Below are 14,286 nucleotides of genomic sequence, written 5' to 3'. Positions count from 1 at the left end.
AAGTAGTACTATATATTTTTGTTTGAAATGAAATATACAATAAAAAAATCTTTATAATTGATAATTATTTATTGTAAAACAATAAATTGTGTATTAAAATCATTATCATAATAAATCAGTGAGATGCTTTTTATAGAAAGGTAACAAAGCTGTTTTTTATTAGAGGAGGTAAAATTATGAACAATCAAAATTTGATTATCGAAAATATGGATAACCCTCATGAGTTGGAGAAGATGTATAGAAAAGATCCGAAAGCTTTTAAAAAATCATTCTCACAAGCATGGGACCAAAAACCTGATTCTCAGGTTCTAGCTGCTTGGTATGAAAGGTTGCATTTCAAGGAGAAGGTAAATAAAGAAAAAACATCTTTGTTTCAAAATGGTTTCTTATTCATGGGCCTTTTAGCTATTTTGGCCGGCATAAGCACTAGAATCATTTTCCACTTTGTTGAGCAGGAAGCAATTGCTCCAATTAATTTGGCTTTTGGTGTAATTCCCTTTATTGCTGCTTATTTTGTTTACAATAATACTCCGAAAAAAAGTATTATTTATTCCCTTGCAGCGTTGTTCCTAATTTCCGGGTATTATCTTAATACGCTGCCAGTAAATTATAAAGACAGTACCATACTTGCTTATTTACATCTTCCTATATTTTTATGGGTCTTAGTAGGGCTTGCATTTACAGGAAATGAATATTCAAAAGGCAGTACAAGATTAGCCTATATTAAATTTAATTTAGAATATTGTCTTCTCTACGGGAGCATGGCAGTGAGCGGAATGATACTTGCGGTATTCACCATGCGTTTATTTAGCTTTGTTGACTTAGATATAGGAGAATTCTATTTTAGTAATGTTGTTTTATTTGGAGCAGCGGCTCTCGCTATTGTGACTGCATACTTAGTATCAATGAATCTTAAGCTTGCTAAAAATATTACACCATACATATCTAAAATTTTTAGTCCTCTCGTCCTGATTACCTTGCTTATCTATCTTATAACGGTAATTTGGGTCGGGAAAAATCCATTCTTGGATCGCAATTTCCTAATGGCCTTCAACGGAATACTGCTTGGCGTATTGGCTGTTACTATATTTTCTATCGTTGAGAGTGACTCGGACGAGAAAAAGAACATTTCAGATTATATAAATTTTTCCTTAATTGTTCTGGCGCTTATTATTGACACTGTCGCATTGTCAGCCATAGTATTCAGACTTTCTTCTTACGGGATTACACCTAATAGACTTGCTGTTTTAGGTGTAAACATACTGGTCTGGGCAAATTTAATTTGGATTATGTTTTCCTATATGCGTTTCTTGCAAAATAAATCAGGACCAAAAGCTATCCAAGATGCCGTTACGAAGTATTTGCCAATATACGGACTTTGGGCAGCTTTCGTTATATTTACGTTTCCTATCATTTTTAATTAGAAAGGATCTGTTAATGTAACGAAAAGTTAATTCTCTATAACATATAAAATTTTTAGAGCCGATCAATTTATAATTGGTATTATTACGTTTGTAGTTTCGGTAATTTCATTTGTATTGATAAATAAGAAGTAAGTGTTGTATGTAGTCTTTCCATAATAAAAAACGTCCCAAAATGGGACGTTTTTTATTATGCATATTGCCGTTTTTTCTTAATAAGCAACAAAACTTGTGACACACAAGCTAGTACCGGTAACTCAATCAATGGTCCAATAACGAGTGCAAGTGCGATAAGAGGTTCGTCTGGAAAAGCGGTCACAGCGATAGCGAGTGCAACAGGTGAGTTTCTTGCTAACGTTGTTAAGCTTAGACTTACTGTATCTTTGTAAGATAAATGCATCATGCGCCCGATAAATTGTCCTAGTAAAAAATTAATGATGAAGAACAATAGAACAGGAACGAGTAATAATAAAACGACATTCATATTTTGCAGTAAATATTTACCTTGTGATGCAAACATCGCTACTATTGCTAAACTTAAAAATATAATTTGAGCAGAGCTGAAAAACGGAATGAGTTTATTCTCGAGAGTTTCAGCTTTTTTCATTTTATTCATAATGAACTTTGTAGCGTGTGCAAGTATAAATGGTAAGACGATTACGATAACAATACTTTCTACTAAAACAGAAATCGCTACAGTTTTCATGACACCAGCAAATAAAAATAAATAAATGGGAAGGAGCAGTACTTGCAAAATTAAATTTACAGGTAAAATTGCAGTAGAAAGTGCTACATTACCTTTCGCTATTTCAGTAAAGATTAAGTACCAATCTGTACATGGAGTAACCATTAACATTATAAATCCAACCCAAAGTGCTGGATGATCGGAAAGAAATAGTGCTCCTAACCCCCAAGCGAGTAAAGGTGTCCATAAGAAGTTAATAGTAAGACTTGTTCCAGCAAATTTTAAATTGCGAAATCCGTTTTTTATTTCTTTTAATGGAATGCTGAGGAATAATCCATATAGCATGAAAAATAAGAAGGGGACAATAAATTTGTCTGAATACGTATGTATCATATTAAATTGTCCGAGTACGATGCCGCATGTAACAGCAAAAAGAATAATAAAAGTTTGAAGCTTTTCTATAGTGCTCATGAATAAATCCTTTCTATATATGAATTTTCCTCTCAAAGTTTATTATACAAGTAATAAAGATGTATTTGGTGTTCAATTGTATTTTAGTTAATATTTTTTATTTGAGATTTTATTTTTTATTAAAAGTTACTTGACTAAAGTAAGTGACTATATTACAATCACTTACATAAGGTAATTAAATAACAAAAAGTTGTGATAGCGTAACTTAAGGTATCTATTGGAACTTTTTCTTAGAATAAGAATTTTTATGATGATGAATAATGAATATGAAAAGAAAGATTAGGTGAAGAAAATGGGACTATTTAGCTCATTATTTGGTAAAAAAGAAGAAAATACGAATGTAGAGGGGAATAAAAAAATGTCAAAAGTATTATTTGTAAAAGCAAACGATCGTCCAGCGGAGCAAGCAGTTAGTTCAAAAATGTATGAAACATTTGTAAGTACTTATAAAGAAGCAAATCCAAATACAGAAATTACGGAATTAGATTTATTTGCATTAGATCTTCCTTATTACGGAAATATCGCGATTTCAGGTGGATATAAACGTAGCCAAGGCATGGAGTTAACTGCTGAAGAAGAGAAGGCAGTTGCTACAGTAGATCAATATTTAAATCAGTTTTTAGAAGCTGATAAGGTTGTATTTGCATTCCCATTATGGAACTTTACAGTACCAGCGCCATTAATCACATATATTTCATACTTATCTCAAGCTGGAAAAACGTTTAAATATACAGCAAATGGCCCAGAAGGTTTAGTTGGTGGTAAAAAAGTAGTTGTGTTAGGTGCTCGTGGTTCAGATTACTCTTCAGAGCAAATGGCTCCTATGGAAATGGCAGTTAATTACGTAACAACGGTACTTGGATTCTGGGGAATTACAAATCCAGAGACAGTTGTAATTGAAGGACACAATCAATATCCAGATCGTTCACAACAAATTGTTGAAGAAGGTCTAGAAAACGTTAAAAAAGTAGCAGCAAAATTTTAATTCATGATAGTAAATGGAAAAACCAACATGGATGACCATGTTGGTTTTTTAGTCTATTTTTCATGTTAAAAAATGTATATTTATAAAATAAAAGAAAAGTTCGAAAATAGTATTGCAAAATATTATATAGCAAACTATAATGAGTTCAAGAATAGTTGATGATTAAATTAAATATTCAGAAAATTCAATTAGTTAAAATTGGAAAATGAGATAAGGAAACTTGAATGGGGGTTATATTATGGCGAATAAAGTACCGATTTCGTTCATAGTAGTTATTGGATTAATGTTATTTGCACTATTTTTTGGAGCGGGAAATTTAATTTTCCCAGCGATGCTTGGTCAATCAGCAGGAGAGAATGTATGGATTGCTAACGCTGGATTTTTAGTAACTGGTGTTGGATTACCATTACTAGGTGTGCTAGCATTTGGTTTTTCAGGTAAAGATGATTTGCAGTCGTTAGCTAGTCGTGCTCACCCAGTGTTTGGGATTGTGTTTACAACAGTTTTATACTTAGCGATTGGTCCGTTATTTGCAATACCGAGAACAGGAAATGTTTCTTATGAAATTGGTCTTAAGCCGTTTATGCCAGAGGGAGTAGGTTCTACACCTTTAATTCTTTTCACAATTATATTCTTTAGCATCACTTGTTTTTTTTCGCTAAATCCCGCGAAAATTGTCGATATTGTTGGAAAAATTTTAACGCCAATTAAGTTGACTTTCATCGGTATTTTAGTAATCGTTGCTTTTATACATCCGATTGGAGATATGCAAGCACCAGTGGAAGCTTATACATCACATGCATTCTTTAAAGGATTCCAAGAAGGATACTTAACGATGGATACGCTCGCATCATTCGTATTCGGGATTATCATCATCAATGCTATTAAAGAAAAAGGTGCGAAAACGAAAACACAAATTATGGTCGTTTGTGCAAAAGCGACAATTATTGCAGCATCTATTTTAGCAATTATCTATACAGCACTTTCTTATATGGGTGCTTCAAGTGTTGCAAAGCTTGGACATTTAGAGAACGGCGGAGAAGTATTAGCGAAAGTTTCTAACTACTATTTCGGATCATATGGCGGAGTATTATTAGGATTAATGATTACAGTAGCTTGTTTAACAACTAGTGTGGGACTTGTATCAGCATGTTCTTCATTCTTCCATAAGTTATTCCCAAATGTTCCTTACAAAGCAATTGCAATCACGCTATGTGTATTTAGTGCAATTGTTGCAAATGTAGGATTAACACAGTTAATCGCAGTTTCTGTTCCAGTATTAACAGCAATTTATCCACTAGCAATCGTATTGATTTTCTTAACATTCTTCCATTCATTATTCAAAGGAAGAGCTGAAGTTTATCAAGTGAGCTTAATCGTAACATTTATCATCAGCTTATTCGATGGATTAAGTGCAGCTGGAGTTAACATTGAAGTAGTAAGCCAAGTGTTCACTAAATTCCTTCCGATGCAGGAGGTAGGATTAGGCTGGATCTTCCCAGCGATTATCGGTGGATTTATCGGATATGGACTTAGTATTTTAAAAGTGAAAAACCAAGTTCAACCAGCAACTAGAGCGGATAAAAAAATAGGTTAAATAAAAAAAGTTATAGAACTTGTTTCTATAGCTTTTTTTGTTACTATTAATAATGAGAAAAAATAAAGTAGTAGGGGAAATAAAATGAAAAAAACAATTGATCATATCGGAATCGCAGTTCGTGATATAGATAGTACGATACGTTTTTATGAACAGGTTCTATCAGGAGAATTAATAGATCGTTACGTAAGTGAAGCTCCTGGTGTGGAAAGTGAAGTAGCCATTCTTGAAGTGGCTGGAGATAGAATTGAATTACTTGCACCGACGAATAATACGACATCTCCAATTGCCCGTTTTATTAAACAAAAAGGTAAAGGTGTTCATCACGTTGCGTATCGTGTCGATGATTTAGATGTGGCTCTAGAAGAGTTAAAAGAACAAGGTATTCGGACATTAGAGCATACACTACGCATTAATAAGCACGGTAGAAGGTTAATTTATCTTAACCCAGCGGATACTGAAGGAACGATTATCGAGTATTGTGATTATCCGGAAGAGAAATAGGAGAGGGATATTTTTTTAAAGGTGTTACGTAATAACGTAATACCTTTTTATTTATGTATTTCACATTTTCTTCACAAATGATTCACGATAACTTTTCTTCTTTGATAACTTACATAAATATATTTTATGATATAATAACAATCGACTTTAAAAATGTAAGTTGTATCTATCATAATAGTTACTATTATATTGGAAGTTTAGAGGTGGAAGAGAAATAAAGAGTTATACTTTATAGAAATTTATATTTAATCAGGTTAATATTTCTACGGAGAATCAAACTTTGGAAGTTAAAGGAATGAAAATAGAGCAATGAGGAAGAAAGAAGTGAAATGAGTGTGAAAGTAATGAGAAGATTAGGGACATGGTTATTACTTGCATGTGTGCTTATCATATTGATACCGAAAAGTGCATCTGCTCATGCGTACGTTGTGAAATCAAACCCTATGGAAAATGAAACGTTGAAGAGAGCACCATCTGTTGTAAAAATTGAATTCGATGAGGACATACAAGTTTCACGTTTTAATACATTGTACGTGAGAGATACATCAGGTAAAAGGGTCGATTTAAAAGATGCTCATATTGATAAAAAAAATAAAAAACTATTAGAAGCCGGATTAAAAGAAAACCTCAAAAATGGTCTCTACTCTATTCAGTGGAAAGCTATTTCAGCTGATGGACATCCAATTCAAGGGGTTATTCCATTCCGTATTGGATTAGCAGAAGCGGGAACAGACGATGTACAAGTGGAAGAGATGGGGTATGTCCCGCAAATCGATATGATTATGGAACGTGGAATTTTATATGCGAGTTTCTCGCTATTTTTAGGAGTTCTCTTCTTTAATCTTATTATGTATAAAGGGAATGCAACCTCGGTTCGATCAAGGAGTAAGAACATAATATGGATCTCCTTATTTGGGATATTTAATAGCTTGTTATTCAACCTACCATTGCAAGCGAAAATAAATGCTGATGTTTCATGGCTAGAAGCATTCAATCCTTTACTATTAAAAGAAACATTACAGCTTTCTGTTTTTGGTTATGTATGGATTACTCAAATGGTTCTCATTAGTACGCTTATAATTGTTACGTATTTTGCGGTGAAGCATGAGAAGTTTTCGTCGTTTAAAGTATGGAGTATTCCAATACTATTGTTTATAGGGTTACTTGTTATGAAAGCCTTTAATAGTCACGCATACGGTTTAAAGTTTAAAGACATTGCTGTCGTTATGGATTTTCTACATTTATTCGCAGCTTCATTATGGGTTGGTGGTTTATCATCTATTATTCTTCTTTTACGTAAAGAGGATAACAAGTGGCATATGTATTGGGATATGATTAAGCGTTTTTCACCGTGGGCAACAGGTGCTGTTATCGTGATTTTAATAACAGGCCTTTTTAACAGTACATTTTTTATTCCAACAATCCACTCGTTATTTGATACGAAGTATGGATTGGCTTTATTAACAAAGATACTTTTATTCATTTTCATGGGGATATTGGGAATTATTCATTATATGAAAGGGAGAATGCGAGCGAAGCAAGGATTAGGTGCTACGGTGAAAGTAGAGTTTATCATTGGAATTATCATTTTCGTAATCGTAGCTTTTATGACAAACGTACAAACACCACCGATGCCTCCTACTGGACCTTTTACAGAGAGTAAACAATTAGATAATGGATATGAAATGACGCTAAATGTAAGTCCTAATAGAGTAGGACAAAATATATTCCATATTACTTTAAATGATGAGAACGGACAACCCGTTACTGATATGGAACAAATTATATTAACGACTCAATCGTTAGATATGAATATGGGAAAAGGATCATTTAAAGTTTCGGCAGTTTCACCGGGAGAATATGAAGCAGAAGGTATGTATATTAACATGACAGGAAACTGGAATATACAAGTACATGGATTAACGAAATCGCTTGATAGCTTCGATACGGATTATAAATTTATTGTAGGTGGCAGATAAAGTGAAACTTTAAGCAGCCCTCATCAATTGGGCTACCCGGCGAATAGCGGGATAAAGAGTAGGTATAGATAAAAAGGAGCTAATTGAAAATGAAACGCATAAAAAAATTAGGAACAACAATGATCGCAACAGTAATTGCAATGGGAATGTTTTCGTTACCTGTTAGTGCGCACGTTACTGTGAAGCCAGCAACTTCTGACATCGGTTCTTGGGAGACTTACACGATAAAAGTACCAGTTGAAAAGAATATAGCAACAACAAAAGTTACACTGAAAATACCGTCTGGTGTGGAATTCCAACAGTATGAACCAGTGCCAGGGTGGAAAATGGAAGAGCAAAAAGATAATGCCGGAAAAGTGAAAACTGTAGTATGGGAAGCAATAGGAGAAGGGATTTTACCCGGTCAGTTCCAACGATTTACTTTCGTCGCTAAAAATCCGGATAAAGAACAAAAAATAGCTTGGGATGCATATCAACAATATAAAGACGGAGAAATTGTTGAATGGACAGGCGATGAGAAAGCTGAAAAACCGCATTCACTTACTACAATTGCAAAAGGTACGTCATTAACAGGAGAACATGGTGAAGTATCTAATGTAGAAAAGAATGAAGGTACTAGTAATATGCAATTGATAGCGATTGTTTTATCTATTTTGGCAATTGTATCTTCGGTAGGTGCGTGTGTTTTTGTAGTGCGTCGTAAAAAATAAGATATAAAAAAGAGTCTACAAATAGTAGGCTCTTTCTCATATTTATTTCACTTCAACCTGCTGCCTTACAGCAAGTGTTTTCGGTTTTATATTTACAAAACAAATGCTCACAACAATAAATAATAGGCCAATAAATAAGCTCATTGTAATGGCTTCATGTAAGAAGATTGAACTTACAATAATAGCGATAAGGGGAATAAGGAATGTATAAGCCCCTACTTTACTCGCTTCACCAGCTCCAACGAGTGTGAAGTATGCAAGCCACCCCATTGCAATAACAAAGAATGAAATAAAGAGTAGTACACTAACAAATGGCATACTCCAAGCAATACTAGACCAACTTTCAAATTCTGAGCCAAATCCGATTAAACAAAGACCACCAATAAGAAGCTGAATTGTTACCATCCAAATGGCATTCACACGGTGACCAGTTTTCTTAATAAATACTGTTCCAAGTGCCCAGCCAATCGCACATCCTAATGCAAGAAGAATGCCAATGACAGAAATATGTCCAGTTAAACTACTAGAGCTAATAACACCTACACCAATAAATCCGAGTACAAGCCCGAAAATTTTTAAACCGTACATTGCTTCTTCAAGCCATATCCATGAGAAAATACCAAGTAAAACAGGTTGTAAAAATACGATAGCGGAAAATAGACCAGCAGGCATATATTGAAGGCCGACAGTTTGTAATCCGTAAAATATAATGATGTTAAGTAAGGAAGAAATAACGTATAAATGCCACGTTTCTTTTAAATGTAACTCTTTGTATTTTGGTAATGCGAACAGAAGTAAAATGAATCCTCCAATTAAAGTTCGAACGCCTGCAAATAAAACAGGTGGTGTATAATGCAGGGCAAACTTTGATAAAGGCCAATTGATTCCCCACATGAAAACGAGAAAGGTAAGGATGATGGCCGTCTTAGTTCGAGAAAGCTGTGTCACTGAAAGACCTCCTTGTTGTTATTCATTTCACTATGATATGATATCGACTGTAATAAATAAAATGAATCTTTTTTATGAGGAGTATAAGTGATTAGTTATGACCATTACACAACTGCAAGTATTAATAAAAACTGTTGATTTAGGTAGTTTTACGAAGGCTGCCAGGGTGTTAAATATGACGCAGCCAGCTGTTAGTCATGCGATTTCAAGTATTGAGTCAGAGTTAGGAGTTACTATTCTTATACGTGATAAACGAAAAGGGCTACTCGTTACGGATGTAGGAAATAGGATTCTTGTACATATTAGAGAGATTTTGAACGGTGTAGCGAAGATTGAACAAGAAGTTGCGATGGAGAAAGGACACGAAGTGGGGACGATTCGAATTGGGAGTTTTCCGAGTGCTTCTGCACATTTCTTACCGAAAATGATAAACCATTTTAAGGAGAAGTATCCGAGCTTAGAGGTCGTTCTTTGCGAAGGAACAATTAAAGAAGTTGAAGATTGGTTAATATCGAGGGTTGTTGATATAGGAATTGTTATTTTGCCTAATAAAGAGATGGAGATTGTCCCGTTAACGAAGGGGAAAATGGTTGCTATCTTAAGAGAGGATCATCCTCTTTGTAAGAAGGACTCTATTACAATTCGTGATTTGGAGAATGAACCGATCATATTATGTAAGGGCGGATACGAACCACCCATCATTGATATGTTTAAACAAGCCAACGTACCACTTCGGGCTGAGTATGTAATTTCTACCGTTACTACAGCTTTAAATATGATTCAAGAAGGATTAGGCATTGCAATATTAGCTGAATTATCTTTAACGAATTTACCACATAATGTGCAAACGAGAGAATTGGAACCGCAAGTATGGAGAGAAATTGCTTTAGCTGTTCCTTCATTAAAGGATTCTTCAATCGCTGTACAGCTATTTATTGAAGAATTTCAAGCGCTATTTGCAGAATAAAAAGGGGTGTCTCATATATCATAATGGGGCACTTTTTAATTTGCTTATAAAAAATCTATGAAAAGGATTGACTTATTTTTTAGTTGTAACTATAATGATTACATCGAGGTGGTGATTACGATGAAAATTAGTAGCCGCTTTTCCATAGCTGTTCATATTTTATCTATTTTGAAAAACAATCCATCTTCACTTTGTACTTCAGACTATATGGCTGAAAGTGTAAATACGAATCCGGTAGTCATTCGTAAAATGATGTCGTACTTGAAACAAGCTGGCTTTGTTTACGTAAATCGTGGACCGGGTGGCGCGGGATTACTAAAGGATTTACATGAAATCACATTGTTAGATGTGTATCATGCAGTGAACGTAGTCGAAGAAGACAAGCTATTTCATATTCACGAGCAACCGAATCCAGATTGTCCAATTGGGGCGAAAATTCAAGCGGTGTTAGAAATTATTTTAATTCAAGCGCAATCCGCGATGGAAGAAGTTTTGAGAAATATTACGATGGGGCAGTTGTTTGAAACTTTGCAAGAAAAAATGAATGTTTAAATAATATTTATATTTTTTTATCATCAATGTAACTGGTTTGATTACAACGATAAGGTAAGGTGTAAAAGTTATGACTGTAAAAATGAAAGTATACTCAGATTTTATATGTCCGTTTTGTTTTTTAGCAAAAGGTCCATTAGATGAGGTAGCGAAAGAGAAAGATGTAGAGATTGAATGGATGCCATTTGAATTACGTCCAAGTCCATATTCAAAAATAGATCCATGGAATGAACCAGAAAAATTAGGTTCATGGGATGCTTTCATTCTTCCGACAGCGAAGAAGTTAGGAATTGATATGCGCTTGCCACGTGTTTCACCACATCCATATACACATTTAGCTTTCGAAGGATGTCAATTTGCAAAAGAACGTGGACTAGGTAATGAGTATCATCACCGCGTATTCACAGCATTTTTCCAAGAAGAGCAAAACATTGAAGATATTGATGTGTTAACAAAATTAGCGGTAGAAATAGGACTTCCTGAGGCGGAATTTAAAGATGCTTTAGTAACTCGTAAATATAAAGAAAAGCATCAAGAAGCAATTCAACACGCATATGATGAAGCGAATATTATGGCTGTTCCAACTGTCATGATTGGAGATGAAGTCATTCAAGGGCTTGCTAGTAAAGAAACACTAGAAAGGGTCATTGATAAAGAAATTGAAAAGGATAAAACAAATTCATTTGAAGGTATGCAATGTAATACCGATGGATATTGCTAATTCGCTTGTTATGAAATAACAAAATAAATTATAAAACAAACATTTGGAGGAATTAAAATGTCAGCAACTACAACAAACTTAAAAGAAGCAATCGTGAACCGCCGTTCAATTCGTAAAGTAACAAAAAATGATGCAATTACGAAAGAAAGAATTGAAGAAGTGTTAAAAACAGCTTTACACGCACCAACATCTTTCAATATGCAAAGTGGTCGTATGGTTGTATTAATGGATGGAGAGCATGAAAAGTTTTGGGATATCGTTAAAGAAACACTAAGAGCACGCGTACCAGCAGAAAACTTTGAAGCGACTGTAGAAAGACTAAAAGGCTTCCATGCAGGTGTAGGAACAGTTCTATTCTTTGAAGATCAAGCAACTGTAGAAAAAATGCAAGAAAATGCTCCATTATACAAAGATCAGTTCCCATTCTGGTCTCATCAAGGAAATGCGATGTTACAACATACTGTGTGGATGCTATTATCTGCTGAAGGAATTGGGGCGTCATTACAACATTACAACCCAATCGTAGATGCTGAAGTGAAAGAAACTTGGAACATTCCGGCAGAGTGGAGCTTAGTAGGTCAAATGCCATTTGGTGAACCAAACGAACAACCAGCAGAAAGAACGTTCTTGCCTACTGAAGATGTAGTGAAATTTTATTAAGAAATACAATATGTAACGAGAAGGAAGCTGTGCTAAAAAACAGCTTCCTTTTTTGTAGTGGTGTTAATTTATGCGCATTTAGGGAAGAAATATAAGAAATAATACGGTGAGAAGGGAATTAGAAAAATGAATGATGAGAAAAAATATACAGTGGTAGGTACTGATGTTGAGGAAGTAAAGCGTTTAAATAAAAATTCAGGATTAACGTATAATCAAGTGAAAGAAATGTTAGCAAAGCAAATGCAAAAAAAGAAGTAATTAGATTGAAATCTTTCATTTTTTCATTTAGCATTTTGATTGGAGAGAGTTAAGTAAAAGGTAACTCTCTTTTTTGTATAGCTAAGCATCTTATAGAGTGGAGGAAGCAACATGAAGAAATGGGTAAAGGTAACGCTGTCTATCACTGGAGGCATTGTCTTATTAGCGTGTGCCGGCGGATATTACGTGTATAAAAATTATTTTCCAAAGGAACCTGAGCGTATTGTATATGATAAAGAAAGAGTGCTACAACCGATACATAATCAGCTTAAAGGAATCAATATAGAAAATGTAAAGATAAAAGAAAAAGAAGTCGTAAATGCGACTATAGATGAGCTTCAAAAAATGATTGATGATGGAAAGTTGTCATATGAAGAATTAACGAGTATTTATCTCTTTAGAATACAAGAACATGATCAAAATGGAATAACATTAAATTCTGTTACAGAGATAAATCCTAATGCGATGGAAGAAGCAAGAAAGTTAGATCAAGAGCGGGGGAGAAACAAAAAGTCGAATTTATATGGTATTCCTGTCGTTGTAAAAGATAATGTACAGACGGAAAAAGTGATGCCGACTAGTGCAGGAACTTATGTATTAAAAGATTGGATTGCAGATCAAGACGCAACAATTGTGAAGCAGTTGAAAGAAGAAGGAGCATTTGTTTTAGGAAAAGCGAATATGTCTGAGTGGGCGAACTATTTATCTTTTACAATGCCAAGCGGGTATAGCGGGAAGAAAGGACAAAATTTAAATCCGTACGGTCCGATTACATTCGATACTTCAGGATCAAGTTCAGGATCTGCTACAGTAGTTGCAGCAGATTTTGCGCCGCTTGCAATTGGAACAGAAACGACGGGATCGATTGTTGCACCAGCGGCGCAGCAATCAGTAGTTGGGTTACGTCCATCTTTAGGTATGGTAAGTAGAACAGGAATTATTCCATTAGCTGAAACTCTTGATACAGCAGGACCTATGGCAAGAACAGTAAAAGATGCAGCAACGCTATTTAATGCAATGATAGGTTATGATGAAAAAGATGTTATGACAGAAAAAATGAAAGATAAAGAAAGGATTGATTATACAAAGGATTTATCAATAGATGGATTAAAAGGGAAAAAGATAGGGCTTCTTTTTTCTGTAGACCAACAAGATGAAAATAGAAAAGCAGTAGCAGAAAAAATTAGAAAAGACCTTCAAGATGCAGGTGCGATATTAACTGATAATATCCAGTTAAGTGCTGAGGGTGTAGATAATTTGCAAACATTAGAATATGAGTTCAAGCATAATGTAAACGACTATCTTTCACAGCAAAAGAATGTACCGGTAAAATCGTTAGAAGAGATTATAGCGTTTAATAAAAAGGATAGTAAAAGACGAATAAAATACGGACAAACATTAATTGAAGGGTCTGAAAAATCTGCTATAACGAAAGAAGAGTTTGAAAACGTAGTGCAAACGAGTCAAGAAAATGCAAGAAAAGAGCTAGATAGGTATTTAGTAGAAAAAGGTTTGGATGCTCTAGTTATGATTAATAACGATGAAGTCCTTCTATCAGCTGTAGCTGGTTATCCGGAATTAGCGGTTCCTGCTGGATATGATAAAAATGGAGAACCAATCAGTGTAGTGTTTGTAGGGAAACAGTTTGGTGAAAAAGAGCTTTTCAATATTGGATATGCGTATGAACAGCAGTCTAAAAATAGAAAATCACCTAGTTTATAAAAGATTATATGAAAAATAACTGGAATCCACCGAAATTATGTTGGTGGATTCCAGTTAAACGAATCTAACAATATGAAAAGAAAAAAAGGATTCTTCTCAATTAGTA

Annotated in this window: 14 protein-coding genes; 12 read left to right on the top strand and 2 right to left on the bottom strand. The window is 34.4% G+C overall.

Features of this window, described 5'->3' with window-relative positions:
- The first annotated feature begins 176 nt into the window (after positions 1-176).
- Entirely contained in the window at positions 177-1,424 is a 1,248-nt protein-coding gene (locus DN404_RS23235) for a DUF4153 domain-containing protein (RefSeq protein ID WP_001064721.1), read from the top strand.
- Positions 1,425-1,611: 187 nt separating this feature from the next.
- Here the strand turns inward: DN404_RS23235 and DN404_RS23230 are convergent, their stop codons facing one another.
- Positions 1,612-2,577, bottom strand: a complete 966-nt coding sequence (locus DN404_RS23230) for an arsenic resistance protein (protein WP_000103825.1) — start codon at positions 2,575-2,577, stop codon at positions 1,612-1,614.
- A gap of 292 nt (positions 2,578-2,869) precedes the next feature.
- Between DN404_RS23230 and DN404_RS23225 the strand changes: the two genes are divergently transcribed.
- The 5 genes from DN404_RS23225 (at position 2,870) to DN404_RS23205 (ending at position 8,352) form a co-directional block, all read left to right on the top strand.
- Positions 2,870-3,562: an FMN-dependent NADH-azoreductase gene (locus tag DN404_RS23225; RefSeq protein WP_000522528.1), complete on the top strand. Its 693-nt coding sequence runs from the start codon at positions 2,870-2,872 to the stop codon at positions 3,560-3,562.
- 238 nt (positions 3,563-3,800) lie between these two features.
- Positions 3,801-5,159: a branched-chain amino acid transport system II carrier protein gene (gene brnQ, locus DN404_RS23220; RefSeq protein ID WP_149215514.1), complete on the top strand. Its 1,359-nt coding sequence runs from the start codon at positions 3,801-3,803 to the stop codon at positions 5,157-5,159.
- 84 nt (positions 5,160-5,243) lie between these two features.
- Positions 5,244-5,663: a VOC family protein gene (locus DN404_RS23215; RefSeq protein WP_000750854.1), complete on the top strand. Its 420-nt coding sequence runs from the start codon at positions 5,244-5,246 to the stop codon at positions 5,661-5,663.
- A 329-nt stretch (positions 5,664-5,992) separates the two neighbouring features.
- A complete protein-coding gene (locus tag DN404_RS23210) occupies positions 5,993-7,642 on the top strand; it encodes a copper resistance CopC/CopD family protein (protein ID WP_149215513.1) in 1,650 nt (549 codons plus the stop codon).
- Between the two features lie 89 nt (positions 7,643-7,731).
- Positions 7,732-8,352, top strand: coding sequence for a YcnI family copper-binding membrane protein (locus DN404_RS23205; RefSeq protein ID WP_000821416.1), 621 nt, complete (start codon positions 7,732-7,734; stop codon positions 8,350-8,352).
- Positions 8,353-8,394: 42 nt separating this feature from the next.
- On the opposite strand, the gene DN404_RS23200 is transcribed toward DN404_RS23205, so the two are convergent.
- Positions 8,395-9,300 (bottom strand): DMT family transporter, encoded by a 906-nt coding sequence (locus tag DN404_RS23200; protein ID WP_000192791.1) that lies wholly within the window; start codon positions 9,298-9,300, stop codon positions 8,395-8,397.
- Between the two features lie 97 nt (positions 9,301-9,397).
- Between DN404_RS23200 and DN404_RS23195 the strand changes: the two genes are divergently transcribed.
- From DN404_RS23195 to DN404_RS23175, 6 genes are all read left to right on the top strand, one after another.
- Complete coding sequence (locus tag DN404_RS23195; RefSeq protein ID WP_016122323.1) at positions 9,398-10,267, top strand: LysR family transcriptional regulator; 870 nt, start codon at positions 9,398-9,400, stop codon at positions 10,265-10,267.
- Positions 10,268-10,387: 120 nt separating this feature from the next.
- Positions 10,388-10,819, top strand: coding sequence for an Rrf2 family transcriptional regulator (locus DN404_RS23190; RefSeq protein WP_149215512.1), 432 nt, complete (start codon positions 10,388-10,390; stop codon positions 10,817-10,819).
- A gap of 70 nt (positions 10,820-10,889) precedes the next feature.
- Entirely contained in the window at positions 10,890-11,540 is a 651-nt protein-coding gene (locus DN404_RS23185) for a DsbA family oxidoreductase (protein WP_006922059.1), read from the top strand.
- 57 nt (positions 11,541-11,597) lie between these two features.
- Complete coding sequence (locus DN404_RS23180; protein ID WP_001277021.1) at positions 11,598-12,200, top strand: nitroreductase family protein; 603 nt, start codon at positions 11,598-11,600, stop codon at positions 12,198-12,200.
- A gap of 126 nt (positions 12,201-12,326) precedes the next feature.
- Positions 12,327-12,458 (top strand): hypothetical protein, encoded by a 132-nt coding sequence (locus tag DN404_RS31030; RefSeq protein ID WP_000997344.1) that lies wholly within the window; start codon positions 12,327-12,329, stop codon positions 12,456-12,458.
- Between the two features lie 111 nt (positions 12,459-12,569).
- On the top strand, positions 12,570-14,180 hold the full coding sequence (locus DN404_RS23175; protein WP_149215511.1) for an amidase family protein: 1,611 nt from the start codon (positions 12,570-12,572) through the stop codon (positions 14,178-14,180).
- Positions 14,181-14,286 lie beyond the last annotated feature (106 nt).

The organism is Bacillus sp. TE8-1, assembly GCF_008368855.1.
GTDB lineage: Bacteria > Bacillota > Bacilli > Bacillales > Bacillaceae_G > Bacillus_A > Bacillus_A cereus.
The sequence above is the reverse complement of the archived record's forward strand: the minus strand, read 5'-3'. Positions and strand labels throughout refer to the sequence as shown.